Annotated in this window: 27 protein-coding genes and 1 tRNA gene; 8 read left to right on the forward strand and 20 right to left on the reverse strand. The window is 59.8% G+C overall.

Translation table 11 applies throughout. The annotated features are described in order from the left end of the window. Window positions 1-114 precede the first annotated feature (114 nt). Window positions 115-432: a hypothetical protein gene (locus NJC38_RS03990; RefSeq protein ID WP_253111718.1), complete on the reverse strand. Its 318-nt coding sequence runs from the start codon at window positions 430-432 to the stop codon at window positions 115-117. 76 nt (window positions 433-508) lie between these two features. On the opposite strand from NJC38_RS03990, the gene NJC38_RS03995 reads away from it, so the two are divergent. Further along, complete coding sequence (locus tag NJC38_RS03995) at window positions 509-745, forward strand: helix-turn-helix transcriptional regulator (RefSeq protein ID WP_045483240.1); 237 nt, start codon at window positions 509-511, stop codon at window positions 743-745. A 114-nt stretch (window positions 746-859) separates the two neighbouring features. On the opposite strand, the gene NJC38_RS04000 is transcribed toward NJC38_RS03995, so the two are convergent. The 4 genes from NJC38_RS04000 to NJC38_RS04015 all read right to left on the reverse strand — a co-directional run bounded on the left by NJC38_RS04000 (window position 860) and on the right by NJC38_RS04015 (window position 5170). Then, window positions 860-1867, reverse strand: coding sequence for an aldo/keto reductase (locus tag NJC38_RS04000; RefSeq protein ID WP_253111719.1), 1008 nt, complete (start codon window positions 1865-1867; stop codon window positions 860-862). Window positions 1868-2016: 149 nt separating this feature from the next. After that, a complete protein-coding gene (locus NJC38_RS04005; protein WP_253111720.1) occupies window positions 2017-3015 on the reverse strand; it encodes an NADP-dependent oxidoreductase in 999 nt (332 codons plus the stop codon). A gap of 219 nt (window positions 3016-3234) precedes the next feature. Then, on the reverse strand, window positions 3235-4017 hold the full coding sequence (locus NJC38_RS04010; protein ID WP_253111721.1) for an SDR family oxidoreductase: 783 nt from the start codon (window positions 4015-4017) through the stop codon (window positions 3235-3237). A 52-nt stretch (window positions 4018-4069) separates the two neighbouring features. Further along, window positions 4070-5170 carry an alkene reductase gene (locus tag NJC38_RS04015; RefSeq protein WP_045483228.1) on the reverse strand — a complete coding sequence of 367 codons (1101 nt, stop codon included), beginning with the start codon at window positions 5168-5170 and terminating at the stop codon, window positions 4070-4072. Window positions 5171-5335: 165 nt separating this feature from the next. Here NJC38_RS04015 and NJC38_RS04020 point away from each other — a divergent pair, with 165 nt between their 5' ends. Next, window positions 5336-5923 (forward strand): TetR/AcrR family transcriptional regulator, encoded by a 588-nt coding sequence (locus NJC38_RS04020; RefSeq protein WP_045483225.1) that lies wholly within the window; start codon window positions 5336-5338, stop codon window positions 5921-5923. Window positions 5924-6398: 475 nt separating this feature from the next. Here NJC38_RS04020 and ychF read toward each other — a convergent pair whose 3' ends face one another. The 8 genes from ychF to NJC38_RS04060 all read right to left on the reverse strand — a co-directional run bounded on the left by ychF (window position 6399) and on the right by NJC38_RS04060 (window position 13680). Next, window positions 6399-7499 (reverse strand): redox-regulated ATPase YchF, encoded by a 1101-nt coding sequence (gene ychF / locus NJC38_RS04025; protein ID WP_045483222.1) that lies wholly within the window; start codon window positions 7497-7499, stop codon window positions 6399-6401. Window positions 7500-7664: 165 nt separating this feature from the next. After that, entirely contained in the window at window positions 7665-8246 is a 582-nt protein-coding gene (pth, locus tag NJC38_RS04030) for an aminoacyl-tRNA hydrolase (RefSeq protein WP_045483219.1), read from the reverse strand. A 190-nt stretch (window positions 8247-8436) separates the two neighbouring features. After that, complete coding sequence (locus tag NJC38_RS04035; RefSeq protein ID WP_045483216.1) at window positions 8437-9033, reverse strand: 50S ribosomal protein L25/general stress protein Ctc; 597 nt, start codon at window positions 9031-9033, stop codon at window positions 8437-8439. A gap of 139 nt (window positions 9034-9172) precedes the next feature. Next, window positions 9173-10114, reverse strand: coding sequence for a ribose-phosphate pyrophosphokinase (locus tag NJC38_RS04040; protein WP_002552145.1), 942 nt, complete (start codon window positions 10112-10114; stop codon window positions 9173-9175). Window positions 10115-10159: 45 nt separating this feature from the next. Continuing rightward, window positions 10160-10234: transfer RNA gene (locus NJC38_RS04045), tRNA-Gln, on the reverse strand. 39 nt (window positions 10235-10273) lie between these two features. Beyond that, window positions 10274-11122: a 4-(cytidine 5'-diphospho)-2-C-methyl-D-erythritol kinase gene (gene ispE / locus NJC38_RS04050; RefSeq protein WP_045483214.1), complete on the reverse strand. Its 849-nt coding sequence runs from the start codon at window positions 11120-11122 to the stop codon at window positions 10274-10276. Between the two features lie 4 nt (window positions 11123-11126). After that, on the reverse strand, window positions 11127-11744 hold the full coding sequence (lolB, locus tag NJC38_RS04055) for a lipoprotein insertase outer membrane protein LolB (RefSeq protein ID WP_045483211.1): 618 nt from the start codon (window positions 11742-11744) through the stop codon (window positions 11127-11129). Between the two features lie 208 nt (window positions 11745-11952). Continuing rightward, complete coding sequence (locus NJC38_RS04060; RefSeq protein ID WP_045483208.1) at window positions 11953-13680, reverse strand: tetratricopeptide repeat protein; 1728 nt, start codon at window positions 13678-13680, stop codon at window positions 11953-11955. Between the two features lie 214 nt (window positions 13681-13894). On the opposite strand from NJC38_RS04060, the gene hemA reads away from it, so the two are divergent. The 6 genes from hemA to NJC38_RS04090 all read left to right on the forward strand — a co-directional run bounded on the left by hemA (window position 13895) and on the right by NJC38_RS04090 (window position 19271). After that, window positions 13895-15172 carry a glutamyl-tRNA reductase gene (gene hemA, locus NJC38_RS04065; RefSeq protein ID WP_045483205.1) on the forward strand — a complete coding sequence of 426 codons (1278 nt, stop codon included), beginning with the start codon at window positions 13895-13897 and terminating at the stop codon, window positions 15170-15172. Continuing rightward, window positions 15169-16251, forward strand: a complete 1083-nt coding sequence (gene prfA, locus NJC38_RS04070; RefSeq protein ID WP_045483203.1) for a peptide chain release factor 1 — start codon at window positions 15169-15171, stop codon at window positions 16249-16251. The genes hemA and prfA overlap by 4 nt, the downstream gene beginning before the upstream one ends. Next, complete coding sequence (gene prmC / locus NJC38_RS04075; RefSeq protein ID WP_253111722.1) at window positions 16252-17085, forward strand: peptide chain release factor N(5)-glutamine methyltransferase; 834 nt, start codon at window positions 16252-16254, stop codon at window positions 17083-17085. Continuing rightward, window positions 17079-17825 (forward strand): molybdopterin-synthase adenylyltransferase MoeB, encoded by a 747-nt coding sequence (locus tag NJC38_RS04080; RefSeq protein ID WP_162484332.1) that lies wholly within the window; start codon window positions 17079-17081, stop codon window positions 17823-17825. The genes prmC and NJC38_RS04080 overlap by 7 nt, the downstream gene beginning before the upstream one ends. After that, entirely contained in the window at window positions 17822-18637 is an 816-nt protein-coding gene (murI, locus tag NJC38_RS04085) for a glutamate racemase (RefSeq protein ID WP_253111723.1), read from the forward strand. Before NJC38_RS04080 ends, murI begins: the two co-directional genes overlap by 4 nt. Window positions 18638-18752: 115 nt before the next feature. Further along, entirely contained in the window at window positions 18753-19271 is a 519-nt protein-coding gene (locus NJC38_RS04090) for an acyloxyacyl hydrolase (protein ID WP_045493787.1), read from the forward strand. A gap of 66 nt (window positions 19272-19337) precedes the next feature. On the opposite strand, the gene NJC38_RS04095 is transcribed toward NJC38_RS04090, so the two are convergent. From NJC38_RS04095 to phrB, 7 genes are read right to left on the reverse strand one after another with little or no spacing between them, the layout of a single operon-like run. Then, a complete protein-coding gene (locus NJC38_RS04095) occupies window positions 19338-19805 on the reverse strand; it encodes a DUF2878 domain-containing protein (RefSeq protein WP_253111724.1) in 468 nt (155 codons plus the stop codon). Continuing rightward, entirely contained in the window at window positions 19798-21066 is a 1269-nt protein-coding gene (locus tag NJC38_RS04100) for a cyclopropane-fatty-acyl-phospholipid synthase family protein (protein WP_253111725.1), read from the reverse strand. Before NJC38_RS04100 ends, NJC38_RS04095 begins: the two co-directional genes overlap by 8 nt. Continuing rightward, window positions 21047-21853 carry a DUF1365 domain-containing protein gene (locus tag NJC38_RS04105; protein ID WP_253111726.1) on the reverse strand — a complete coding sequence of 269 codons (807 nt, stop codon included), beginning with the start codon at window positions 21851-21853 and terminating at the stop codon, window positions 21047-21049. Before NJC38_RS04105 ends, NJC38_RS04100 begins: the two co-directional genes overlap by 20 nt. Further along, the gene (locus tag NJC38_RS04110) at window positions 21850-23097 is read right to left on the reverse strand and encodes an FAD-dependent oxidoreductase (protein ID WP_253111727.1); all 1248 of its coding nucleotides are present in this window, start codon (window positions 23095-23097) and stop codon (window positions 21850-21852) included. Before NJC38_RS04110 ends, NJC38_RS04105 begins: the two co-directional genes overlap by 4 nt. Next, complete coding sequence (locus NJC38_RS04115) at window positions 23094-23885, reverse strand: SDR family NAD(P)-dependent oxidoreductase (protein WP_253111728.1); 792 nt, start codon at window positions 23883-23885, stop codon at window positions 23094-23096. The genes NJC38_RS04110 and NJC38_RS04115 overlap by 4 nt, the downstream gene beginning before the upstream one ends. After that, window positions 23882-24304 (reverse strand): nuclear transport factor 2 family protein, encoded by a 423-nt coding sequence (locus tag NJC38_RS04120; RefSeq protein ID WP_045483176.1) that lies wholly within the window; start codon window positions 24302-24304, stop codon window positions 23882-23884. The genes NJC38_RS04115 and NJC38_RS04120 overlap by 4 nt, the downstream gene beginning before the upstream one ends. Then, the gene (gene phrB / locus NJC38_RS04125; protein ID WP_253111729.1) at window positions 24304-25743 is read right to left on the reverse strand and encodes a deoxyribodipyrimidine photo-lyase; all 1440 of its coding nucleotides are present in this window, start codon (window positions 25741-25743) and stop codon (window positions 24304-24306) included. Before phrB ends, NJC38_RS04120 begins: the two co-directional genes overlap by 1 nt. Window positions 25744-25745: the final 2 nt, after the last annotated feature.

The following is a 25745-nucleotide window of genomic DNA, read 5'->3' on the forward strand; positions in this document are numbered from 1 at the left end:
TTGCTCGCGAAGACGCCAGCACATTCGCAGCAGTTGCTGTGACTTTACCGGCCTCTTCGCTACCAAGGTAGCTCCCACCGCGGGCATCCAGTACCTTGGTGAACACTGTTGCAGCTACAGCTGCTCGCGGATCTCGGCCGCAGTCTTGCCTCTGGCCTCCACAGTCGCGCCAGGTGCCTGAATCCGGGCAATCTCCACGTCGGTCAGGCCAAGGCTGCGCAGTTCCTCGCACCATCGCTGCAGACGCTCCGGGGCTGTATGCCGGGCATTGGGGCCTTTGGCTCGCAGACACGCACGACACATATCATCAGGGAAAGGCCGGGCAACCCAGGTGCCGGGGCGCCGGTATTCAAACAGCCCGCAATCGCAGCGGCACAGCCAGACCGTGGCCTTGCCGGAATGGCTGCGACGATACCAGGCAATGGCCGTCACCTTGCCGCGACGCTTGCCGGTATGATCAATGGCGCTGGCGGGGCGGGGTGGAACTTGTCAATGGAGATGTCGAAGCGTGGATCTGCCTGAAAAAATGAAAGCCATTCGCGCCCGGGAGGGCCTGACGCAGGGTGAGTTTTGTGAGGTTGTTGGCATCAGTATCAGTAGCTGGAAAAAGTACGAAGCTGCGATCACTGAGATGGGGCTGCAGCCTTTCCTGAAAGTCGCCAATCATGAGCGGTTCAGGAAATATGCGTTGTGGCTTACCACGGGGGACGTGGCGCCTGAGTGTGGACAGGTGAGTCCTTTTTAATTTGGTGGCTCATCAATGCGCGACGCACTGCGTCGCGAATTGGATTGCCTTGAGCGTTCGGGATCGGCCAAAACACGGAGGCTTGGCCGGGCCTGCGGTTACTTTCCCATTACCTCAAGCAACGACCCTTGCGCGAGACCGGTCCGCTTCATACCCTGACAGCCTCAACGGCGCGCAAGGAGCCACGCTACTGACCGCATCGAGCTTGCAAATTTGTTCATGTGTGAGGTTCACAGACAATGCGCCCAGGTTGTCGGTAAGTTGCTGCCTGGAGCGCGGCCCGATGATTGGAATCGACCCGTGGGTGCCAGCCCATGCAATCGCAACCTGGCCAGCACTGACGCCGATTTCACCTGCAATCTCCAGAACTGTATCCAGGATCAAGCTGCGCTGAGGGGAGTTTTCAGCTTGAAATACTTTGCCACCGAAACCTTCGGCACGACCCTTTTCGCCTTGTCGATATTTACCGGTCAGCATGCCTCCGCCTAACGGCGACCACGTCACGATGCCAAGGCCCAGAGCATATGAAGCCTGGAACAGATCAGCTTCGGGCTCACGGTGGACCAGGCTGTGCTCGAATTGAGCCGCTGCAATAGGCAACGCATGGGTGAGCTCGGCTAACGTGACGGCTCGGGAAAGTCGCCACGCCGGAAAGTTGGACAGGCCCGCGTACAGAATCTTCCCTGCGCGTGCCAAATCCTCGAAGCCTCTGACAATTTCTTCCACCGGAGTTACACCGTCTGGGTGATGGGCCCAGTAAATGTCGATCCGGTCTGTTTTAAGACGTCTCAGGCTCGCTTCTGCCGAGCTCACCAAAGCACGACGGCTGTTACCTGTCGCAAGCCTGTTAGGGCTGGCTGCCGCACCGTTGGTGAATTTCGTGGCTAGCACGAAGTCGTCGCGTCGCCCCTCAAGCAGCGTTGCGAGCAACTCCTCGGACTGGCCAAATTGATAGATATCTGCGGTGTCGATGAAGTTGCCACCGGCCTCTGCGTAAGCGTTGAAGATCGCCGCACTGGAGTCGGGGTCTGCGCCATAGCCCCAGCCAGTACCGAAGTTACCTGTGCCGAGTGCGAGTTCTGAGACACGCAGCCCTGTATTGCCGAACGTTTGGTAGTTCATAGTTATCTCCACATGGGATGTTGATGCACTTGAGTCCACGAACGCTGCGGCTGCCGCTGCCGGTAAAAAGCTTCATCTGGCATTCCCACGACTGAGCCCGATGTTTCGATGTTTCTACGGCCCATTTCTGGATCCTCGCCCACTCCGGGTTACGCAAGGTTAATCACGACTTTTCCCTTGACTCTTCCCTGTTCGACATACGTGAGTGCGTCAGCGATCGATGTAAATGGGTAGACTTTGTCGATAACCGGTTTGATGGCGCCCGATTCAACCAGCGACGTGATTTCTTTCAGTTGAGTGCCATTGGCGCGCATGAAAACGAATGAATATTTGACCCCGGCTGCGTGTGAAATTTTCCGGATCCTGAAACTAAGCAAGCGCAGGATCTGTTTGATCGGCCAAGACAAGCCTTGTGCATCGCCAAACTCAGGGGGTGGTGGCCCGGAGATCGATACGAGCAGACCTCCCGGCTTGAGGCAATTCACCGACTTTTTGAGAACAACCGGATCCAGGCTGTTAACTACAACGTCATAGTCATTCAGGGCGGTCTCGAAATCCTGCTTTTTGTAGTCAATAACGATGTCAGCCCCGAGTGCTTTTACCCACTCAACATTCGGCGTGCTTGTCGTCGTGGCAACGAAAGCACCCAGATGCCTGGCAAGCTGAATGGCAACGCTACCTACGCCTCCAGACCCTGCATGGATGAGCACCTTTTGGCCTTTCTTCAATTGGGCAGTTTCAACCAGCACTTGCCATGCCGTCAGCGCAACTAGAGGCAATGACGCCGCTTGCTCCATACTGATGTTGCGAGGTTTCAGAGCTAACGAGTCCTGGTCGACAGAAATAAGCTCGGCAAATGTCCCGATTCGATCTTGCGCAGGCCGTGCATAGACTTCGTCGCCAGGTTTGAACTGGCGAACACCAGGCCCAACACGAACCACAACGCCAGCCAAATCATTGCCCAATATCAGAGGGAATGTGTAGGGAAGAATCTGTTTGAATTCCCCTGATCTGATCTTGGCGTCCAGAGGATTTATGCTGGTGGCCTTTATTTGCACCATAACGTCGTTGGCGCCTACTTTTGGCTCCGGTAACTCACCGATACTGCCACTGCGCTTGCCGTATTGCTTGATAAAAAAAGCCTTCATGATTATTCAACCCTTAGTGGCAGAAAGCGGCGCGCCGGCCAGTGGCACCAACGCGTCTTGAGGTGCTTGCTCAGGCGTCCAAGAGAGATTGTTGTTGGCTTCAGTGATCATTTGCGCAGCGTGTCCAATCGAGAGTCAGATTGGCAAGAGGGGACAATGCGCAGCAAACGCTCGGTCTTTAGAGCAACATATGAACGTTTGCTGCATGACAATCGCACCTCAGTTTTTGTAGCGTTCGGCGACTGCGGATTGGCGGATATCTGACAGTAAGCCTTGGCGGGCAGCCTGTAGGGCATCCCAACGAGCGCCTTCTTGCAGAGGTGGAATGGTCACCGGTTCGCGGCGATCAAAACCAACCAGTGCGGCATCGACCAGGTCTGCGACTTCCATTATTTCGCTGATGGTATTGATGTCGTAGCCTCCACGTTCCCAGATCTCTGTACGGGTCGCGGCTGGCAGTACGGCCTGGACGTACACACCTTTGGGTGAGAGTTCGAGGTTCAGCCCTTGCGAGAGACACAGCACAAACGCCTTGGTCGCACCGTAGACCGCCATCCCATATTCCGGTGCCAGCCCGACGACCGAGCTAATGTTGATAATCGCACCACTACCGGCTTGCGCGAGCCGAGGGGCGATAGCGCTGGAGAGTCGGACCAGTGCGGTCGTGTTGAGGGCGACCAGATTGGCAATGCTGTCGGTGGATTGATCAACGAAGCTGCCGGATTGGGCCGCTCCCGCGTTATTCACAAGAATCCCGATGCGAGCGTCTTCACGCAGACGCGTTTCTACGGTTGCCAGTTCGCTGGTTTGAGTCAGGTCAGCCTGAACCACGTCAACCACAACGCTGTATTTCTCACGCAGACGGGCCGACAGTGCGTCTAATCGGCTTTTGTCGCGGGCAACCAGTACCAGGTTGTGCCCGCGCTGGGCAAAGCGCTCGGCGTAAGTTGCGCCAATGCCTGTAGAGGCGCCAGTAATAAGTACGGTTTCAGAGATGCTCATAAATAGATGCTCTTGAATGGACGTCGATTAACGATTCAGTGTTTGAGGTTGTTCAGTTGTGCGCATCGCGGGATTCTGCAAGCGTCGGGTAGTCGATGTAGCCGGCTGCACCTCCGCCATACAGAGTGGCAGGGTCGAATGCGGACAAAGCGGCATCAGTCTTGAGTCGCTCTACCAAATCCGGGTTGCCAATAAACGGACGTCCGAAGGCGATCAGATCGGCCTTGTCATCGTTGAGTCGGGAAGTCGCCAGGTTAATGTCATAGCCGTTGTTGGCGATGTAGGTATTTTTGAAGCGCTGGCGCAGGGAGCCAAAATCAAAGGGGGCGACGTCACGGGGGCCGCCAGTCGCACCTTCGACCACGTGCAGGTAAACCAGGCTTCGGGCGTTGAGTTGGTCAACGAGGTAGTCGAACTGAGCTTGCGGATCGCTGCTTGAAACGCCATTGGCAGGTGACACTGGAGAGATACGAATTCCGGTTCGTTCAGCACCGATCTCGCTGAGCACGGCATCAGTGACTTCGAGCAGCAGGCGTGCACGGTTTTCAACCGAGCCACCGTAGGCGTCAGTACGAACATTGGCGCCATCTTTCAGGAACTGATCCAGCAAATAGCCGTTGGCGCCGTGGATCTCTACGCCGTCAAACCCCGCAGTGATGGCGTTTTTTGCCGCTTGGCGAAAGTCATTAACGATCCCGGGCAACTCTTCGATATCCAGGGCCCGAGGGACTGAGGCATCGGCGAAGCCGTTGTTGACGAAGACTTTCGTCGAGGCTTGAAGGGCAGAAGGCGCTACTGGCGCTGCACCGTTTTGCTGAAGATCAACATGAGAAACGCGCCCTACATGCCACAACTGCAGGAAAATGCGTCCTCCTTCGGCGTGAACTGCTTCGGTCACAGCGCGCCATCCCTCTATCTGCGCCGCTGTATAGATACCGGGCGTATCTTGATAGCCCTGTCCTTGCTGTGAGATCTGAGTGGCCTCAGCAATCAGCAGGCCTGCAGACGCTCGTTGCGCGTAGTAGGTTGCAGTGAGCTGCTGCGGCACAAAACCCGCCCCAGCGCGGTTTCGCGTCAGCGGCGCCATGACGAGTCTGTTGGAAAGCGTCAGTGAGCCAAGGGTGTAGGGCTCAAACAAGGTCTTGTCGTTCATATTGATTCCATACTCGTTGATCAAGGACCGCCATCTGCGCCCAGGAGGCAAAGATATGCTGCTGGCTTTTATGATGTCGATCGTAATCAAAAGTGTCAACTGTTTTGATTATGATCGACATCAGAGTATAGTGCGGCCTATGTTTGCCAGGCTCAGGAGTGCGCAATGAAGATCACCAAGACGCAATCACTCGCCAACCGGGCTCGCATTGTGGATACGGCTTCAGAGCTGTTTCGTGAGCGTGGATACGATGGGGTCGGTGTGACGGAGCTGATGGCCACTGCTGGCTTTACTCAGGGGGGCTTTTATAAGCACTTCGGTTCCAAGGCTGATCTGATGGCTGAAGCCGCTGAAAATAGCCTTTCGCAATCGCTTGACCGTACCCGCGACCTTGATGTTGCAGGTTTCGTAAACAGGTACGTTTCTCGGGGGCATCGAGACGGACGGGGTGAGGGCTGTACGATGGCAGCGCTGTGCGGTGACGCGGCTCGCCAATCAGAGCAATTGAAGGCGACCTTTGCCGTTGGCGTTGAAAAGATGCTGGCAGCGCTTGAGGAAAAATTTCAGGCAGGTCTGGATGCGCCGCAGCAGGACGCCAGGGCGAGAATGATCGACCTGCTGGCCCATGCAGTCGGTGCGGTCATCCTGTCTCGGGCGTGTCCGGATGACTCGGCTCTCGCGGATGAAATACTGGAAACTTGCCGTGCCGACATAATTGCATCTTTGCCAGCGAATAAACAAAGTGGCGTCTGAGCATTGCCCACGTCCTCGCTGATTCGCTTGAAGGTGCAGCCGCACGGGCAGTCGCTACTGGCCGGGTCGTGATGGATCTGGGTGTGGAAACTTTGCCGGCGCTGTTGAGTGCGGTGTCTGCATGTGCTGGGTCTAGGGGCTGATGACGTTTCATCACAACCGCGCCGAGGTCTGTTTTGTCGGCCTGCATAGGCTTCAGTCTGTTGAAGTGTGTGTGACAAAACAGCCACGGCCCTGCGGGTTGCGCCCCAAATCGCGCCATGCGTCGTTGAAGGACTTGAAAAGGGAGCGACCATTTCCTGCGTCCTTCGCCTCGCCTGACACGATTTGGCGCTGCAACGCGGCCTGCGCTGAAACGTCAACAGCCCCTAGTGCAATAACGCTTTGCGGCAAAAAAACAAAACCCCCGGTCGCCAACGCGAACCGGGGGTTTGGTCATTGCATCAAGCCGCGTGTCACTCCACGGGGCTGAACATCAAACGTTAAAGCGGAAGTGCAGCACGTCACCGTCTTTAACGATGTAATCCTTGCCTTCCAGGCGCCATTTGCCAGCCTCTTTAGCCCCAGCCTCACCCTTGAACTGAATGAAGTCGGCATACGCCACGCACTCGGCGCGAATGAAGCCTTTCTCGAAGTCGGTGTGAATCACACCGGCCGCCTGCGGCGCAGTAGCGCCGACCCGCACGGTCCAGGCACGTACTTCTTCCACGCCGGCGGTGAAGTAGGTCTGCAGGTTCAGCAGCTCGTAACCGGCACGGATGACGCGGTTCAGGCCAGGTTCTTCCAGGCCCAGGGCTTCGAGGAATTCGTCCTTCTCTTCGCCTTCGTCCAGCTCGGCGATTTCGGCTTCGATCTTGTTGCACACCGGCACCACTACCGCGCCTTCTTCTTCGGCGATGGCTTTGACGACGTCGAGAAACGGGTTGTTCTCGAAGCCGTCTTCAGCGACGTTGGCGATGTACATGACCGGCTTGCTGGTCAGCAGGTGGAAGCCACGGATCACGGCTTTCTCGTCGCTGCTCATGTTCTTCATCAGGCTGCGCGCTGGCTTGCCTTCGGTGAAGTGGGCGATGAGTTGTTCCAGCAGGGCCTTCTGGGCCACGGCGTCTTTGTCGCCGCCTTTGGCGTTGCGGGCAACTTTCTGGACCTGCTTCTCGCAGCTGTCGAGGTCAGCGAAGATCAGTTCCAGGTCGATGATTTCGATGTCACGCTTGGGGTCGACGCTGTTGGCAACGTGAATCACGTTCTCGTCTTCGAAGCAGCGCACCACATGGGCGATGGCGTCGGTTTCACGGATGTTGGCCAGGAACTTGTTGCCCAGGCCTTCGCCTTTCGAGGCACCGGCTACCAGACCTGCGATGTCGACGAATTCCATGGTGGTCGGCAGGATGCGCTTGGGGTTGACGATGGCTGCCAGGGCCGCCAGGCGCGCGTCGGGCATTGGTACGATGCCGCTGTTCGGCTCGATGGTGCAGAAGGGAAAGTTCTCTGCCGCGATGCCCGACTTGGTCAGGGCGTTGAACAGGGTGGACTTGCCGACGTTAGGCAGGCCGACGATGCCGCAATTGAATCCCATGGTGTTCCCCTCAGTTATTTGGGGGAGGCTCTAAAAACTACCTGCGTTGTCATCGCTGCGTTAAAACAGGCTCACAATGCTCATTGACCGTCAGTCAACTGCGCTTGTTCGCCTGTTTTTGCCTTGCGCTGACTGCCTCGCCTACGTTTTTAGAGACTCCCCCTGTCAGGCCTTTTGGCTGTGCAGGGTACGCATCGCACGGCTCCAGTCGCCGGCAAGGATATCCGGCAGCACGCCGAGGGCAAAGTCGATACTGGCGTCGAGCTTTTCCTGTTCGGCGCGTGGCGCGCGACCCAGGACAAACCCTGACACCTTGCTGGCATCCCCTGGGTGGCCAATGCCGAGCCGCAGGCGATGAAATGTGTTCTGGTTGGCCATTTGCGCAATGATGTCGCGCAGGCCGTTGTGGCCGCCATGACCGCCGCCCGTCTTGAGTTTGGCGACGCCCGGCGGCAAGTCGAGTTCGTCGTGGGCCACCAGGATCTCGTCGATACCGATACGGTAGAAGCCGGCGAGTGCCGCCACGGCCTGGCCGCTGCGGTTCATGTAGGTGGTGGGAATCAACAGACGAACGTCCTGACCCTGATGCGTGAAGCGTCCGGTCAGGCCAAAGAATTTGCGCTCGGCGACGAGATTGACCCGTTGCGCCTGAGCAATACGCTCGACGAAAAAAGCCCCTGCGTTATGCCGGGTCTGTTCGTATTCGGCGCCTGGATTTCCCAGGCCAACGATCAGTTTTACGGTCACTGCAGGGGCTTCCTTCTTACAGCTGTGGATAACATCGCCGCTCTAAGGCGGCTGTGGACAAAACGGGCTCATTTACCGGTGTAAACGCTGTTTTATCACGATGCTATCTGAACAACTGCGCGTTACCGGGTAACGGGTAGCTCTTAAAACTGGCTGCTTCGCCGACGTTTTTAGAGGCACCCTAATGAAATTACTCGGCAGCAGGTTCTTCTTCAGCAGCTACACGTGGCGCGTGGACGTTGGCGATAGCCAGGTCGGTGCCGTGTGCCAGTGCTACGAACTCAACGCCTTTAGGTGCTTTGAGGTCGGACAGGTGGATAGTGGTGCCGATTTCGGCGTTACCCAGGTCAACTTCGATGAACTCAGGCAGGTCTTTCGGCAGAACGCTCACTTCCAGCTCAGTGGTAGTGTGCGAGATTTCGCCGCCTTTCTTGATCGGAGCTTCTTCGTTGATGAAGTGAACCGGTACTTTAGCGGTCAGTTTTTGACCAGCTACAACGCGAACGAAGTCAGCGTGCAGTACGTGACCCTTGGCTGGGTGACGTTGCAGGGCCTTGATGACCACGTCTTGTTTCTGGCCGCCAACGTTCAGGGCGATAACGTGAGCGTAGGACGCTTCGTTTTCCAGCAGTTTGGCCAGTTCTTTAGCCAGGATGCTGATCGACTCAGGGGCTTTGTCGCCACCGTAGACAACAGCTGGAACCAGGCTGGCGATACGACGCAGGCGGCGGCTCGCACCTTTCCCCAGGTCGGAACGCGCTTCAGCATTCAGATTGAAATCAGTCATTTTGGATCTCCAAAGTAGCCAATCATCCTGACGTTTGCGACCAGCGTCAGGCGATATGGGCAAAAAAGCCCCGCCTTGGCCAGATGACCAGGGCGGGGCGCTTTTCGTCGACGAGATGCACGCTGAAAGCTGTTGGCTCTTAGCGGAACATCGCGCTGATCGATTCTTCATTGCTGATGCGGCGAACCGCTTCAGCTACCACCGGCGCGATATCCAGTTGACGGATACGGCTGCAGGCTTGTGCTGCGGCAGACAACGGGATGGTGTTGGTCACCACCAGTTCGTCGAGCACGGAATTTTCAATGTTTTCGATGGCCCGACCCGACAGCACAGGGTGTGTGCAGTAGGCGAATACCTTGGCCGCGCCGTGCTCTTTCAGAGCTTTGGCTGCATGGCACAGGGTACCGGCAGTATCGACCATGTCGTCGACGAGGATGCAGGTGCGTCCTTCAACGTCGCCAATGATATGCATCACTTCAGAGTGATTGGCTTTCTCACGGCGTTTGTCGATGATGCCGAGATCGACACCCAGCGACTTGGCAACAGCACGTGCACGCACGACGCCGCCGATGTCCGGGGAAACGATCATCAGGTTTTCGAAGCGCTGGTCTTCGATATCGTCCACCAGAACTGGCGAACCGTAGATGTTATCTACCGGAATATCGAAGAAGCCCTGGATCTGGTCAGCATGCAGGTCAACGGTCAGAACGCGGTCGATACCCACAACGGTGAGCATGTCGGCGACGACCTTGGCACTGATTGCCACACGTGCGGAACGCGGACGGCGATCCTGGCGGGCATAACCAAAGTAGGGGATCACAGCAGTGATTCGCGATGCTGAGGAGCGGCGGAAGGCATCAGCCATCACGACGAGTTCCATCAGGTTATCGTTGGTCGGAGCGCAAGTCGGCTGAATAATGAAAACGTCTTTACCGCGAACGTTTTCATTGATCTCAGTGCTGATCTCGCCGTCGGAGAATTTACCGACAGAGACGTCACCGAGAGGGATATGCAGCTGACGTACAACACGCCGAGCCAGATCGGGGTTGGCATTCCCCGTAAAGACCATCATCTTGGACACGCGCAGTACCTGGAGGCTGTGAGTAACCTGGATGAGATAGGAAAATGGCAGGGGCGGCTGGATTCGAACCAACGCATGGCAGGATCAAAACCTGCTGCCTTACCGCTTGGCGACGCCCCTGTAGTGGTGGTGCTCTCGAGTGCCTGGCACTCTGTTCCTCTAAAGACCCTGTAGCTTGCGGTGCAACATCGAAACGTTGCTGCCTTTGGCTACAAATCCTGTAAGGGGATCTGAAAGAAGGGCCGAGACTTTATCAGCTTCAGCTTTGTTTGGGAAGGCCCCAAACACGCAACCTCCAGTTCCAGTCAGTTTGGCTTCGGTGTATTTACCTAGCCATTTCAAGGCGTTATGTACTTCTGGATAACGTCTTTCAACCACTGCCTGACAGTCATTTCGACCGTTTCCCTCGGGAACGGGGCGCACTTTAATGGGCTTGGAATCACGTGTCAACAATGGATCGGAAAATATTTCTACTGTACTTACAGAGACTTGTGGCACAACCACCAGATACCAAGGCTCGTCGGGTTCCACGGGGGTGAGGATTTCACCCACGCCTTCGGCAAATGCCGCGTGACCACGGACGAACACCGGCACGTCGGCGCCCAGGCTCAGGCCCAGTTTTGCCAGCGCGTCATGGTCCAGGCCCAGTTGCCAGAGGTGGTTCAAGGCGAGCAGGGTGGTGGCGGCGTCGGAGCTGCCGCCGCCGATGCCGCCGCCCATGGGCAAGCGCTTCTCCAGCCAGATGTCGATGCCCAGCGGGCAACCGGACTGCGCTTGCAGGGCGCGGGCGGCGCGCACGATCAGATTGCTGTCGTGAGGCACGCCGGGAATTTCGGTGTTGAGGATGATCTGGCCGTCATCGCGCAGCGCATAACCCAGCTCGTCACCGTAGTCGACGAACTGAAACAGGGTCTGCAACTGGTGGTAGCCGTCGGCGCGGCGGCCGAGAATGTGCAGCATCAGGTTGAGCTTGGCCGGGGCGGGCAGCCACAGTGGTGCGTCAGTCATTGGTTTACTGCCCCAGCTTGCGTGGTTGCCAGTCTTTGATTACCAGGGTCACGTCCAGATCCTGGCCGTGCAGCTTGACCCGCTCGGGCAGCCAGAAGCCGTTCTGCTCGATGTAGCTGAGGTACTCGACCTGCCAGCCGTCTTGTTCGAGGCTGGCCAGTCGGCTGTCGTCATCCAGGGTCAGACGGCTCTTGGTCTCCGGTGCTGGCAGGCCGCGCACCCACCAGACCAGATGCGAGACTGGCAGTTTCCAGCCCAGTTGCTCCTCCAGCAGGCCTTCCGGGGTGGTCGCTTCGAAGCGCCCCTGGTTGGCAACTTCCAGGGCTACGCTGCCAGGGCGGCCGGTCAGACGAGCCGCGCCGCGACCCAGCGGGCCGGACAGGCGGATATCGTAGTAATCCTGGCGTTGCAGCCAGAACAGCGTGCCGCTGCCCGAATCTTTAGGCGCGCGAATGCCGACCTTGCCGTTGATCTGCCAGCCATCGAGGGTGCTGAGCTGTTGTTTATGCAATCCCCACTGCTGGGAGTTGCCTTTGCCTTGCAGGGCTTCGCGCGAGCCAATGCCGGCGCAGCCGGCGAGCAGGGCGATGAAACTGAATACGATGAGATTGCGTAAAAACATAGTCATCTCTGGGTTATGAGATTGATCTGGAGCGACTGGCCGGCGTTCGGTTCCAACCGTGATGTAGCTTGATTCGACGGTAGGAACTCGTCTATCGCCCCGGTGCCGCGCTGTCGCGTAGCAAACACGGGGCCTCGTAGGAGCAGCTTTAGCTGCGAAGCCTTTCGCGGCTAAAGCCGCTCCTACGAGGTTCACCTCAGCCTTGGGTTCAGAGTTTTTCGGAGCCGGTCAGGCGTTGCACGGTGCTGCGCAAAACCGGGCTGTCGGGTTGCTCTTCAAAGGCTTTGGCCCAAACCTGGCGCGCCTCGCGCTCTTTGCCCCGCGCCCAAAGCACTTCGCCCAGGTGGGCGGCGACTTCATGGTCGGGGAAGCGCTCCAGTGCCAGGCGCAGCAGGCGCTCGGCTTCTTCGAGGTTGCCGAGGCGGAAGTTCACCCAGCCGAGGCTGTCGAGCACGGCCGGGTCATCAGGGTTGATGATGTGGGCTTTTTCGATCAGAGCCTTGGCTTCTTCATAGCGGGTAGTGCGATCGGCCAGGGTGTAGCCCAGCGCATTGAGCGCCATGGCGTTTTCCGGGTCGCGCTTGAGGATGGCCCGCAGGTCGGTTTCAAGCTGCGCCAGATTGTCGCGTTTTTCCGCGAGCATGGCCCGGGTATACAGCAGGTTCATGTCGTCCGGGAACTGTTTCAGTGCGCTGTTGAGCACCTGCCAGCCACGCTCGGGATGATTGTTGGCGGTCTGGGTCTCGGCCTCGATCAGGTACAGCTGGATGGCGTAGTCCGGCTGGTTGTCGCGCGCTTCTTTCAGGCGCCGCGAGGCCTCGGCAGCGTTGCCATTGCTGATCAGGATATCGGCCTGGCGCAACTGCGCCGGCAGAAACTCCTGGCTCGGCCCTACCTGCGCATATTCATCCAGGGCACTTTGCGGGTCGTCACGCTCTTCAAAGATACGCCCCAGGTTCAGGTGCGCGGTGTCGACATGGGCGTCGCGGGCGACCAGTTCTTCGAGATAACCGGCGGCTTCGTCCCAGGCCTTGGCTTCCAGACACACCAGTGCCAGCGACAGGCGCAGGTCATCGTCGTCAGGGTATTGCTGCAACAGGTTGGCGAACTGCGCCTTGGCGTCGGTCATGCGGTCCTGTTCGACCAGCATGCGCGCGTAGGTCAGGCGCAGGCGCTTCTCGTCGGGGTATTTCTTGAGGCTTTTTTCCAGGATCGATAAGCCTTCCTTGCCGCGCCCCAGGCTTTGCAGCAGGCGGGTACGCAACAGGATCGGGGCAATCTCGCCGTCTTTGGGCGGGTTGTCTTCAAGCAGCTTGAGCGACTGTTCAGAGTCGCCGTTCTGCTGCAGCAGCAGGGCCTTGCCGAACACCAGTTGGCCATTGTTGGGGTATTTGGCCAGCAGCCGGTCGAAGCTCTTGATCAGTGCATTGCGAGTGTCGGAGTCGGTTTCGGCGGCCGCCAGCGCAAGGAAATCAAAATGCGTGTCGCCCTGCCCCTGCAGAACCCGCTCCATATAACGCATCGAGTCGTCGTAACGACCGGCGCGGGCCAGCTGAATGGCGGCTGCGCGTTGCGACTCGAGATTTTCCGGGTTATTGCGCGCCCAGATCAGTGCGGTGTCCAGCGCCGCGTCATCGGCACCGACGTATTCTGCGATACGAAAGGCGCGTTCGGAGACGGCCGGATCCTGGGTGGTCGCCGCCTGAGACACGTAGTTGTCCAGGGCAATATCGAAGCGATTGCGTTGCCCAGCCAGTTCGGCCACCAGCAGGCTGTACATCGTCTCCTGGGTGAACGAGCCGTACACCACCGGCTTTTCAGCCGGTGCCGGGGTCGGTTCTTTCTGGGCCTGCGCCGAAGGTGTGTCGACCGGAGCCAAAGACTGACATCCGCCGAGCATGACGAGGGCGAGGAACAACGCGGGGGATTTATTCATATATAAGAGAGGCGGCTTACCTGCGGTTTGGACCATCATGACACAAGGCTGTCGGCAAAACCCACAGCGGCTTTAAAAAACCGGAGCCCCCGCCGGTGCCGGTATTTCAGGGGCAATTGGCCGGATTTCTAGTGGGACAATAATCTACGGTGGTTGTTCTAATCCTGGCTAAGTAGGACAATTGCTGGCTTCACGTCACCACCAGCGACCCTGAATGGCCTTCCTTGCACTTGGTATCAACCATAAGACTGCCTCAGTAGACGTGCGCGAGCGCGTGGCATTTACGCCTGAGCAGTTGGTTGAGGCCCTGCAACAGCTCTGCCGCCTGACTGACAGCAGCGAAGCAGCAATCCTGTCGACCTGCAACCGCAGCGAGTTGTACATCGCCCATGAACACCTGAGCGCCGACGCCGTGCTGGGCTGGCTGGCCAGTTACCACCAGCTTAGCCTCGAAGAGTTACAGGCGAGTGCTTATGTGCATCAGGATGATTCCGCCGTACGGCATATGATGCGCGTCGCCTCCGGACTCGACTCGCTGGTGCTGGGCGAGCCGCAGATTCTCGGCCAGATGAAATCCGCCTATGCCGTGGCCCGTGAGGCCGGTACGGTGGGGCCGCTGCTCGGCCGGCTGTTTCAGGCCACCTTCAGCGCCGCCAAGCAGGTGCGTACTGACACGGCCATTGGTGAAAACCCGGTGTCAGTGGCCTTTGCTGCGGTCAGCCTGGCCAAGCAGATCTTCAGTGACCTGCAACGCAGCCAGGCGTTGCTGATCGGCGCCGGCGAGACCATCACCCTGGTTGCTCGCCACCTGCGCGATCTGGGCGTCAAACGTATCGTGGTCGCCAACCGGACCCTGGAGCGCGCCAGCATTCTGGCCGCCGAGTTCGGCGCCCATGCGGTGCTGCTTTCGGATATCCCGGCCGAGCTGGTCAACAGCGATATCGTCATCAGTTCCACCGCCAGTCAGTTGCCGATTCTGGGCAAGGGCGCGGTTGAAAGTGCACTGAAGCTGCGCAAGCACAAGCCGATCTTCATGGTCGATATCGCCGTACCACGGGATATCGAGGCTCAGGTCGGTGAGCTGGACGACGTCTACCTGTATACCGTCGACGACCTGCACGAAGTGGTCGCGGAAAACCTCAAGTCACGCCAGGGCGCCGCGCTGGCCGCCGAAGCGCTGGTCGAGGTCGGTGCCGAAGAGTTCATGTCACGGCTGCGCGAACTGGCGGCGGTCGATGTGCTCAAGGCCTATCGTCAGCAGAGCGAACGCCTGCGCGATGAAGAACTGAGCAAGGCCCAGCGCCTGCTGGCCAATGGCGGCAATGCCGAGGAAATCCTTGTGCAACTGGCCCGTGGCCTGACCAACAAGCTGCTGCATGCGCCAAGTGTGCAGCTCAAGAAGCTGTCTGCCGAAGGCCGCCTCGATGCGCTGGCCATGGCCCAGGAACTATTCGCCCTCGGTGAGGGCTCGACGGATAAATCCCCGCAATGAAAGCTTCACTGCTCAATAAGCTGGACGTGCTCAACGACCGGTTCGAGGAACTGACCGCGCTGCTGGGCGACGCGGAAGTCATCAGCGACCAGACCAAATTCCGTGCCTATTCGCGTGAATACGCCGAAGTGGAGCCGGTCATCGAGACCTATAAGCAGCGTCTGAAGGTGCTGGCTGATCTTGACGGCGCCCAGGCGCTGCTCAAGGACAGCGACCCGGACATGCGTGAAATGGCCGTCGAAGAGGTGCGCGAAGGCAAGCTGCAATTGCAGGCGCTCGAAGAGCAACTGCAACGCATGTTGCTGCCCAAAGACCCTAACGACGGGCGTAACGTATTTCTGGAAATTCGCGCCGGCACCGGCGGTGACGAGGCGGCGATTTTTTCCGGCGACCTGTTCCGGATGTATTCGCGTTACGCCGAGCGGCGTGGCTGGCGGGTCGAGGTTTTGTCCGAGAACGAAGGCGAGCACGGCGGCTACAAAGAAATCATTGCCCGCGTCGAGGGCGACAGTGTCTATGGCAAGCTCAAGTTCGAGTCCGGTGCGCACCGTGTCCAGCGCGTGCCGGAAACCGAATCCCAGGGTCGCATCCACACCTCGGCCTGCACCGTGGCAGTGCTCGCCGAGCCTGATGAACAGCAGGCCATCGAGATCAACCCGGCAGAATTGCGCGTCGACACCTACCGTGCTTCGGGGGCCGGTGGTCAACACGTCAACAAGACCGATTCGGCGATCCGCATCACCCACTTGCCTACCGGTATCGTGGTCGAGTGCCAGGAAGAGCGTTCGCAACACAAGAACCGCGCCCGGGCAATGTCGTGGTTGTCTGCCAAACTCAACGACATGCAAAGCAGTGCGGCGGCCAACGCCATTGCCACCGAGCGCAAGCTGCTGGTCGGCTCAGGCGACCGTTCCGAGCGCATTCGCACCTACAACTATCCGCAAGGCCGGGTGACCGACCATCGGATCAATCTCACCTTGTATTCGCTGGATGAAGTTTTGGCCGGTGGAGTCGATGCAGTGATAGAACCATTGCTTGCCGAATACCAGGCAGACCAACTCGCGGCACTGGGTGAATAAATGACCATCATCGCCAGCCTGTTAAGAAGTGCTGAACTTCCCGATTCTCCGACGGCGCGTCTGGACGCCGAGTTGCTGCTGGCAGCGGCACTGGGCAAACCGCGCAGCTTTCTGCACACCTGGCCAGAGCGGATCGTCAGCAGCGAGGCGGCCCAGGCGTTCTCGGGTTACCTGGAGCGCCGCCGCAGCGGTGAGCCGGTGGCCTATATCCTGGGCCAGCAAGGCTTCTGGAAGCTGGATCTGGAGGTGGCGCCGCATACGCTGATTCCGCGTCCTGAAACCGAGATGCTGGTGGAGGCCGCTCTGGAGCAGGTCCCGCCCTTCGCGTCGGCCAGTGTGCTCGATCTGGGCACCGGCAGCGGGGCGATCGCCCTGGCGCTGGCCAATGAAAAGCGCAACTGGCGGGTTACCGCTGTCGACCGTGTACCGGAAGCGGTCGCGCTGGCCGAGCGCAATCGCCAGCGACTGCACCTGGACAATGCCAAGGTCCTGCAGAGCCATTGGTTCGAGGCGCTGGCCGGTGAACGTTTCGATCTGATCATCAGCAATCCGCCTTATATCGCCGATACCGATCCGCACCTGAGCCAGGGCGACGTGCGCTTTGAACCCAGCAGCGCGCTGACCTCCGGTGGCGATGGCCTGGATGACATCCGGCTGATCATTGCCCAGGCCGTGGAGCATCTGAACCCCGCTGGCTGGTTGATGCTTGAACACGGCTATGACCAGGGCGCTGCGGTGCGCGAGTTGCTGGTCGAGCATGGCTATCAGCGCGTACAGACCCGCCGCGATCTGGGTGATCACGAGCGCATCAGCTTCGGATGCCTGCCGTGCTGAGTGACCAAGAGCTGCTGCGTTACAGCCGGCAGATTCTCCTGCAACACGTGGATATCGATGGGCAGTTGCGCCTGAAGGCCAGCCGTGTACTGATCGTCGGCCTGGGCGGGCTGGGCTCGCCGGTGGCGCTGTATCTGGCGGCGGCAGGGGTCGGCGAGTTGCATCTGGCGGACTTCGACAGCGTCGACCTGACCAATCTGCAACGCCAGGTCATTCACGATAGCCACAGTGTCGGGGTGCTCAAGGTTGACTCGGCAATGACCCGGCTGGCGGCGATCAATCCGCTGGTCACGCTGGTGCCGCATCGTCAGGCACTGGATGCCGATTCGCTGGCGGCCGTAATCGCCGGGGTCGATCTGGTACTCGATTGCTGCGACAACTTCTCCACCCGCGAGGCGGTCAATGCCGCCTGTGTCGCCGCCGGCAAACCGCTGGTCAGCGGGGCGGCGATTCGTCAGGAAGGGCAGCTTTCGGTATTTGACCCACGCCGTGCCGAGAGTCCGTGTTACCACTGCCTGTACGGCCACGGCAGCGATACCGAACTGACCTGCAGCGAAGCCGGGGTCATCGGCCCGCTGGTGGGGCTGGTCGGCAGCCTGCAAGCCCTTGAGGCGCTGAAACTATTGGCCGGCTTTGGCGAGCCGATGGTCGGCCGGTTGTTGTTGATCGACGCGCTGGGCACGCGCTTTCGCGAGCTGAAAGTGCGCCGTGATCCGGCTTGTGCCGTGTGTGGTTCATGACTGAGGTGCAGATGAGCCATGCTCGCCAAGCGCCGGTGGCGGTGTTCGACTCCGGGGTTGGCGGCCTGTCGGTGCTGGCCGAGATCCGCCGCCTGTTGCCGGCCGAGTCGTTGTATTACCTTGCCGATGCCGGGCATGTGCCCTACGGCGAGAAAAGCCCCGAGTTCATTGTCCAGCGCTGCATGAGCATCGCCGGTTTTTTCCATGCCCAGGGCGCCAAGGCGCTGGTGCTGGCGTGTAACACGGCCACTGCCGCCGCTGCTGCGCAACTGCGTGAGCGCTACCCGGACTGGCCGCTGGTGGCCATGGAGCCTGCCGTCAAACCGGCGGCCGCCGCCACCCGCAGTGGCGTGGTGGGGGTGCTGGCGACCACCGGTACGTTGCAGAGTGCTCGATTCGCGGCCTTGCTCGACCGTTTTGCCGGGGATGTGCGGGTCGTGACCCAGCCGTGCCCCGGACTGGTGGAGCTGATCGAAACCGGCGAGCTGCATGGCCCGGCCATTACCCGGCTGCTGCAACGCTATGTCGAGCCGCTGCTGGCACAAGGTTGTGACACTCTGATTCTGGGCTGTACCCACTATCCGTTTCTTAAACCGCTGCTGCGCCAGATGCTGCCAGCGCACATCAGCCTGATCGACACCGGGGCTGCGGTTGCCCGCCAGTTGCAGCGCCTGCTGGAGCAGCGTGAGCTGACGGCGCAGGGGCCGGCTCGGCCAACCCAGTTCTGGACCAGTGGCGATTCGGACAATTTCAGAAAAATCTTACCTACCCTATGGAAAAGCGCCGACAGTGTGCAAAGCTTCAACTTGTAAAAAAAATGTGAAATTCTGTTGGCGCGACTGAACTAATGTTTGGTTACAGATTTCTATTTACCGGTCTGCAAGCTTCAAAAAACTATAACGGCGTGATTATTCAGGGATGTTTCTGATGAAACGACTTTTTAGCGTGGCTGTGTTTGCAGCTGCCATGATGGGGCAGGTTTGCGTAGCACAGGCTGATGGTGCGGAGTTCTCCGTGGGTTATACCGGTGAGTCGACCATGACCTATCGGTTGGGCGTGCAGTTCGATTGGGACAAGAGCTGGCTGCAAAGCGATGTCGGTCGCCTGACCGGTTACTGGGATGCGGCCTATACGTTCTGGGACGGTGACAAATACAAGGACAACCACTCGCTGTCGTTCTCGCCAGTGTTTGTGTATGAATTCGCCGGCAACAGCGTCAAGCCTTACATTGAGGCCGGTATTGGTATTGCGGGCTTCTCCAATACCCAGATCGAAGGTAACAAGCTGGGCAGTTCGTTCAACTTCGAAGACCGCATCGGCTTCGGCCTGCGGTTTGCCGGTGGTCATGAAGTGGGCATCCGCGCCACTCATTACTCCAACGCCGGCCTCAAACAGCCGAACGACGGGATTGAAAGCTACGCGCTGCATTACAAGCTGCCGTTCTGATACCGCCCGCTGCCCGCTCCTACGGGGTTTACACGCAACCCGGTAACGGTCGGGCAGCGAACCGCTTCAACCGCGAACACGCCGCGCCAGCCCATGTAACAACGGCAACACTACCGCCCAGATTGCGGCCAGCAGCAACAGACTCGGCCACAGCCCCAGCGGCAACCCCACCCCCGCCAGTTGCGCCCCGGCGTAATACGACAGTGGCCCGCTTACTGCACCCAGCAAACTCCCCAGCCACCACGGCTTTGCTGTCCAGGCCAGGCAGTGGTTCAAGGTCGTGCCCAGTAGTGCCCAGAGCAGCATCAGCCACAGCGGTATCCATTGGCTGCCCGTACTGAAATCGAACACCCCAAGCCAGGTCAGGGCGCTGTCGAGCAAGGTGCCGAACAGCATCACGCTGAGCAGCAGGCGTATTTGCCCGTGACGCAGGATGTGCACGCCCAGAATCAGCGCCGCCGGCCACAACCAGTCCAGCACACAGGCGAACCAACCCGCCTGGAACAGCAGGGCGTTGATGAGCTTGTCACGCATCAAGTTTGCCGAGCAGTGGCGAGCGTTGTGCCTGTGGCTTGGCCAGCAGCAGTTGTGCGGTGCCGATGGTTCGTTCGATGAAGCCGCCCTCGCAGTAGCACAGGTAGAACTCCCATAGGCGCAGGAAGTAATCGTCGTAGCCGAGTTCTTTCAACTGTGTGTGGGCCTGGCGGAAGTTGTCGTGCCACAGGCGCAGGGTTCGGGCGTAGTGCAGACCGAAATCCTCCATGTGCAGCAGATTCATGTCGGTGTCGCTGCCGACGATTTCCAGCATCTTGTGTACCGAAGGCAGCGCGCCGCCGGGGAATATATAGCGCTGGATAAAGTCCACATTGCGCCGTGCCTGCTCGTAGCGTTGTTCGCGGATGGTAATCGCCTGCAGCAACATCAGCCCGTCGGGCTTGAGCAGGCTGGCGCATTGCTTGAAATAGGTAGGCAAAAAGCGGTGGCCCACGGCTTCGATCATCTCGATGGACACCAGCTTGTCGTACTCGCCGCTCAGGTCGCGGTAGTCCTCCAGCAGCAGGGTCACCCGATCTTGCAGGCCCAGCGTGACCAGCCGTTGGGCGGTGTAGGCGAACTGTTCTTTGGACAGGGTGGTGGTGGTCACCCGGCAGCCGTAGTGCTGCGCGGCATAAATCGCCATGCTGCCCCAGCCGGTGCCGATCTCCAGCAGATGGTCTTCGGGTTTGAGGTCAAGCTTCTGGCAGATGCGCTCCAGCTTGTTGAGCTGCGCCTGTTCCAGAGTGTCGTCGGCGCTGCGAAACTGCGCCGCCGAGTACATCATGGTCGGGTCGAGAAACTGTTCGAACAGGCGATTGCCCAGGTCGTAATGCGCCTCGATGTTTTTCCGCGAGCCCTGGCGGGTATTGCGGTTGAGCCAGTGCAGGCCATGCAGCAGTGGTCGGGTCAGGCGCGCAAGCCCACCTTCCATGGCGTCCAGCACATCGAGGTTGCTGACGAAGATGCGTACCACGGCGGTAAGGTCCGGGGTGGTCCAATAGCCGTGGATAAACGCCTCGGCGGCACCAATCGAGCCATTGCTGGCGACCATGCCCCAGAGCGCGCTGTCGAGCACCTGAATCTCGCCTTGCAGCAACGCGCCGGCGCGGCCGAATACCTGACGCTCATTGCCTTCGACGATCACCAGTTGGCCTTGACGCAAGTTACCCAACTGGCGCAGTACGCCCTTACGCAACAAACCTGCGGTCAGGCCATAGGTGGTCCGTGACGCGGAAAAACTACTGCTGAGGCTTTTCATGAGGTCTTTCCTTGGGAGGCGTTGTGGCCGTGCGGTATTCGCCTTCGGCAGGTTGATGGTCGACAATCGGGATCCGTTTGAGCAGCAGGCGCAGGGCTTGCCAGTAGATGGCCAGGCAGGTTTTGGCGGTCATCCATGGAAAGGCCAGCAGGTAGCGGTGCAAGGTGCTGCGGCTGAGCGCCTGGCGTTGCAGGGTCAAGGTTGCATCAAAGACCTTCTGCTCGCCTTGCCAGTCCGCCATATGTACGCCCAGGCGTTCGGCGGCCGGGCTGAATTTCATGCGGTATTCCAGATCGCGGGGCATGAACGGCGAGACATGAAAGGCCTTGGCCACGGCAAAGTGTTGATGCCCTGTACCTTGAGCCGGCAGTACATAGTGATAACGCTCACGCCAGGGCGTATTGCTGACTTCACAGAGAATCGCTTGCAAGGCGCCGTTGCGGTCATGGCAATAGAAGAAACTCACCGGGTTGAACGCCAGACCCCAACTGCGCGCCTGGGTCAGCAGGCAGATGCGCCCGTCGGGCACTTTGCCCAGCGCCTCTGCGACGCGCTCGCGTACCGCATCGATCAGCGGTACGCCGCGGCCGGTCCAGGCCTTGAGGTAATCGGTTTCGCGGAACGAGAACGGCATGAAGCGCTGCCTGCCGGCCAGTGGGGAAAGGCCGAGTACCGCGTCCTGCTCGTCGAGGTCCAGGTACAGCAGCCCGATCCGGTAGCGAAACTGATGCCCGCGCGGCACGAAGCGCCGGTGGGCGATCCAGCCGCTGTACAGGGCGCTGTTCACAACGTTTCCCCAAAGGCTTCGGCCACCCGCAGCGCGCTGCTGACGCCGTCCTCATGAAACCCGTTGGCCCAGTAGGCGCCGCAATACCAGCTGTGGTTGGCACCTTTGAGTTCGGCCCAGCGTGCTTGCGCTGCTACGGCGGCCAGGCTGTATTGCGGGTGGGCGTAGCGGTAGCGGCCGAGGATCTTCGCCGGGTCGATGGCGCTCGTCTGATTGAGGCTGACGCAGAACGTGGTGTCGCTGTGCAGCCCTTGCAGGATGTTCATGTTGTAGGTGACCGCAGCCATCTGCTGCGGGTCGCCGCCGAGCCGGTAGTTCCAGCTGGCCCAGGCCAGGCGGCGGTCGGGCAGCAGGCGGGTGTCGGTGTGCAGCACCACGTCGTTCTCGGCATAGGGCAGGGCGCCAAGGATCTGCTGTTCGGCCGCGGTCGGTGCGGCCAGCATTTGCAGCGCCTGGTCGCTATGACAGGCAAACACCACCTGATCGAACCGCTCGCTGCCGGCGCCGCTGTGCAGCGTCACCCCGCCATCATCGCGCTCGACGCGCTGGACCGGGCAGTCCAGGCGGATACGCTCACGAAAACGGGCGGTCAGGGGGTCGATGTAGCTGCGCGAGCCGCCTTGGATGACTTGCCATTGCGGACGGTCTGTCACCGATAACAAACCGTGGTTCTTGAAGAAACGCACAAAGAACTGCAACGGAAAGCCGAGCATCTCGTTGAGCGACATCGACCAGATCGCCGAGCCCATGGGCACGATGTAGTGCTCGATAAAGCGCGTGCCATAGCCCTTGGCGCGCAGGTACTCGCCCAGCGTGGTGTCGGCGGCGATCCGCTGTTGCTCCAGGTCGGCAATGGCCTGGCGATTGAACCGCAGAATGTCGCGCAGCATGCCCCAGAACGCCGGCGACAGCAGGTTGCTGCGCTGGGCGAACAGGCTGTTTAGGTTATTGCCGTTGTATTCGGTGGCGGTTTTCGGGTCATGCACCGAAAAGCTCATTTCTGCCGGTTGATAAGCGACGCCCAACTGGCCGAGCAGGCGGATGAAGTTCGGGTAAGTCCAGTCGTTGAACACAATGAAGCCGGTATCGATGGCGTAATCACGGCCGCCGACCTGCACATCCACCGTGTGAGTGTGCCCGCCGATCCAGCTGGAGGCTTCGAAGACCGTCACCTCATGGCGGCGGTCAAGCAACCAGGCGCAGGTCAGGCCGGAAATACCAGAGCCGATCACGGCAATTTTCATTGAATGTCCTTATTCTCAGACGAAGAGGGCGAAGCGGCTGGCCGGGCCATGCGTTTGCCCAGCATCAGACGCAGGCGGGCCGGCAGCAACCCGAGCAGCCGCAGGCTGAAGATAAACAGCCACGGAAAGGCGATTTCCAGTGGGCGGCGGGGCCGTTGCAGGCGCTGGGCAATGTGCCGTGCGGCTTTTTCGACCGACCAGCGCATCGGCATCGGGAAGTCATTACGGGCAGTCAGTGGCGTGTCGACAAAACCTGGGCTGACCACGGTGACGTCAATCTGCTCATGGGCCAGGTCGACGCGCAGCGATTCGAGCAGGTAGCGCAGGCCGGCCTTGGACGCGCCATAAGCTTCGGCCCTTGGCAGGGCCAGAAAGGTTACCGCGCTGGCGACACCGACCAGATGCGGCCGCTGGCCCTGACGTAACAGCGGCAGCGCCTCCTGAATACACAGGCTGGTGGCGATCAGGTTGGTGTGGATCACCCGTTCCACCAGACGGGCGTCGAAGCTGGACGTCTCGAGGTATTCACAGGTGCCGGCGTTGAGGATGGCGCTGTCCAGCGCGCCCCAGTGCTGCTGGATACGCCCACCCATCGCCTTTACCTGGGCGGCATCGGTAAGGTCACCGGGCACCAGCAGCGTCTGGCCGGCAAAGCGCCGCGCCAATGCCTCCAGCGGCTCGACGTTGCGCGCGGTCAAGGCCAACTGGTGGCCGTCTTGCAGCAGTTGCACCGCCAACGCATGGCCGATGCCGCTGCTGGCACCGGTCAACCAGACACGCCGCTTCATGCCAGCCTCCGCTTCAACCAGCCAATCACCCCGCCCAGCACTGGCAGGTGTTCATAAAGCAGGGCGCCGGCGTCGAAGTAATCGCGGTGGCGATACACCTTGTCGTGCCACAGCAAATGCGAGCAGCCTTCGACCTGCAGCAGCTTGCCGCCTTCCAGGCGCGGATGCCGGTAATGCATGGTCCACAGCAGATAACCGGCGCCGGGGCGCACTTCATCGAAGCCATGAAAGTCAAAGCTCAGCTCGCTGACATTGGCGTACAACTGGTCGAAATACTCGCGCATCTGTCCCAGCCCCTGCAGGTTGTGCAACGGGTCGCTGAAGCACACGTCCTCGCTGTACAACTGGCCAAGGCGGTCGAGGTTGTCTTTGTTCAGCGCCGCAAAGCCGTGGGCGAACTGCTGGAGGAAATCGCTCATCAATGCTCCTGGCTGACCTGCCGGTGAGGAAGATTCTTGAAGGCATCCAGGGCGCGGGTGCGGCTGGCGCTCAGGTCGACAATCGGTTGTGGGTAGCCTTGCACGCCAAACAGGCCGCCTGCCGCCGAGGGGTTATGCACCTCTTTTTTGTTCAGCCCGGCCAGCTCCGGCAACCACTGTTTGATAAAGCGGCCCTCGGGGTCGAATTTCTCTGACTGCGACAGCGGGTTGAAAATACGGAAGTACGGCGCCGAATCAGTGCCGGTGGACGAACTCCACTGCCAGCCGCCGTTATTGGCGGCCAGATCGCCGTCGATCAGATGACGCATGAAAAACCGCTCGCCCTCGCGCCAGTCGATCAGCAGGTTCTTGGTCAGGAACATTGCCACGACCATGCGCAGGCGATTGTGCATCCAGCCGGTTTCCAGCAATTGGCGCATCGCCGCATCAATGATAGGTATCCCGGTGCGGCCCTGCTGCCAGGCTTCAAGATCCCTGGGCGCGTTGCGCCAGCGCAGGGCGTCGGTTTCCAGGCGGAAGGCGCGGTGCCTGGACACCCGCGGGTAACCCACCAGGGTGTGCTTGTAGAACTCGCGCCACAGCAATTCGTTGATCCAGGTGACGCTGCCTTCGTTACCGCTCTCGAACTCACCCTGGTTGCTGTTAAGCGCGGCATGCAGGCACTGGCGGGGGGAAATTACCCCGGCGGCAAGATACGCCGAGAGCTGACTGGTGCCAGGCTTGGCCGGAAAGTCGCGCTCGCTCAGATAGTAGTGAATTTGCTCGTCACTGAACTGGTCAAGCCGCCGCCGGGCTTCGGCCTCGCCGGCCGGCCATAGCTCGCGCAGTGCCTGCGAGGGGGTGTCGAAGCCCTTGACCTGGTCCGGCACTGCATCGCTGCTGATCTGCAACGGCGGCTGCGCCTTGTGCAGGCGCTGCGGCTGGGGGATCGAGGTGTGCAGGCGTGCGTAACACACCTTGCGGAACTGGCTATAGACCTGAAAATACTGCCCGCTTTTGGTCAGAACGCTGCCCGGCGGGAACAGCAACTGGTCCAGGTGGCTGTGCCAGCCGATATCGGCTTTTTCCAGCGCCTGGCGCACCGCCTGGTCGCGGCTGCTCTCATTGACGCCATATTCCTCGTTGGCGTGCACGGCCTCGATCTTGAGTTCTTCGCACAACTTGAGCAGCACCTGCGGCGCCTTGTCCCAGGTATCGGCCTGGCGAATCAGCAGCGGTACATTCAACTTGCCCAAGGCTTTTTCCAGCTCGACCAGGTTGCGTAGCCAGAAATCCACTTTGCAGCCGGCATCGTCATGGCGCTGCCATTGGGCAGGGCTGAGCAGGAACAGCGCCACGGTCGGGCCTTTAGCCATCGCAGCGTTGAGGGCCGTGTTGTCATGTACGCGCAAGTCGCTGCGCAGCCAGAGCAGTTGCATGA

Origin of the sequence: Pseudomonas sp. 21LCFQ010 (assembly GCF_024129905.1) — a bacterium.
Lineage (GTDB): Bacteria > Pseudomonadota > Gammaproteobacteria > Pseudomonadales > Pseudomonadaceae > Aquipseudomonas.

What these genes read in the sequence shown, in the direction of transcription:
- NJC38_RS04000 (WP_253111719.1), bottom strand. Translation starts at nt 1,867, where the DNA reads ATGAACTACCAAACGTTCGGCAATACAGGGCTGCGTGTCTCAGAACTC.
- NJC38_RS04005 (WP_253111720.1), bottom strand. Translation starts at nt 3,015, where the DNA reads ATGAAGGCTTTTTTTATCAAGCAATACGGCAAGCGCAGTGGCAGTATC.
- NJC38_RS04010 (WP_253111721.1), bottom strand. Translation starts at nt 4,017, where the DNA reads ATGAGCATCTCTGAAACCGTACTTATTACTGGCGCCTCTACAGGCATT.
- NJC38_RS04015 (WP_045483228.1), bottom strand. Translation starts at nt 5,170, where the DNA reads ATGAACGACAAGACCTTGTTTGAGCCCTACACCCTTGGCTCACTGACG.
- NJC38_RS04020 (WP_045483225.1), top strand. Translation starts at nt 5,336, where the DNA reads ATGAAGATCACCAAGACGCAATCACTCGCCAACCGGGCTCGCATTGTG.
- ychF (WP_045483222.1), bottom strand. Translation starts at nt 7,499, where the DNA reads ATGGGATTCAATTGCGGCATCGTCGGCCTGCCTAACGTCGGCAAGTCC.
- NJC38_RS04035 (WP_045483216.1), bottom strand. Translation starts at nt 9,033, where the DNA reads ATGACTGATTTCAATCTGAATGCTGAAGCGCGTTCCGACCTGGGGAAA.
- ispE (WP_045483214.1), bottom strand. Translation starts at nt 11,122, where the DNA reads ATGACTGACGCACCACTGTGGCTGCCCGCCCCGGCCAAGCTCAACCTG.
- lolB (WP_045483211.1), bottom strand. Translation starts at nt 11,744, where the DNA reads ATGTTTTTACGCAATCTCATCGTATTCAGTTTCATCGCCCTGCTCGCC.
- NJC38_RS04060 (WP_045483208.1), bottom strand. Translation starts at nt 13,680, where the DNA reads ATGAATAAATCCCCCGCGTTGTTCCTCGCCCTCGTCATGCTCGGCGGA.
- hemA (WP_045483205.1), top strand. Translation starts at nt 13,895, where the DNA reads ATGGCCTTCCTTGCACTTGGTATCAACCATAAGACTGCCTCAGTAGAC.
- prfA (WP_045483203.1), top strand. Translation starts at nt 15,169, where the DNA reads ATGAAAGCTTCACTGCTCAATAAGCTGGACGTGCTCAACGACCGGTTC.
- prmC (WP_253111722.1), top strand. Translation starts at nt 16,252, where the DNA reads ATGACCATCATCGCCAGCCTGTTAAGAAGTGCTGAACTTCCCGATTCT.
- murI (WP_253111723.1), top strand. Translation starts at nt 17,822, where the DNA reads ATGACTGAGGTGCAGATGAGCCATGCTCGCCAAGCGCCGGTGGCGGTG.
- NJC38_RS04090 (WP_045493787.1), top strand. Translation starts at nt 18,753, where the DNA reads ATGAAACGACTTTTTAGCGTGGCTGTGTTTGCAGCTGCCATGATGGGG.
- NJC38_RS04095 (WP_253111724.1), bottom strand. Translation starts at nt 19,805, where the DNA reads ATGCGTGACAAGCTCATCAACGCCCTGCTGTTCCAGGCGGGTTGGTTC.
- NJC38_RS04100 (WP_253111725.1), bottom strand. Translation starts at nt 21,066, where the DNA reads ATGAAAAGCCTCAGCAGTAGTTTTTCCGCGTCACGGACCACCTATGGC.
- NJC38_RS04110 (WP_253111727.1), bottom strand. Translation starts at nt 23,097, where the DNA reads ATGAAAATTGCCGTGATCGGCTCTGGTATTTCCGGCCTGACCTGCGCC.
- NJC38_RS04115 (WP_253111728.1), bottom strand. Translation starts at nt 23,885, where the DNA reads ATGAAGCGGCGTGTCTGGTTGACCGGTGCCAGCAGCGGCATCGGCCAT.
- NJC38_RS04120 (WP_045483176.1), bottom strand. Translation starts at nt 24,304, where the DNA reads ATGAGCGATTTCCTCCAGCAGTTCGCCCACGGCTTTGCGGCGCTGAAC.
- phrB (WP_253111729.1), bottom strand. Translation starts at nt 25,743, where the DNA reads ATGCAACTGCTCTGGCTGCGCAGCGACTTGCGCGTACATGACAACACG.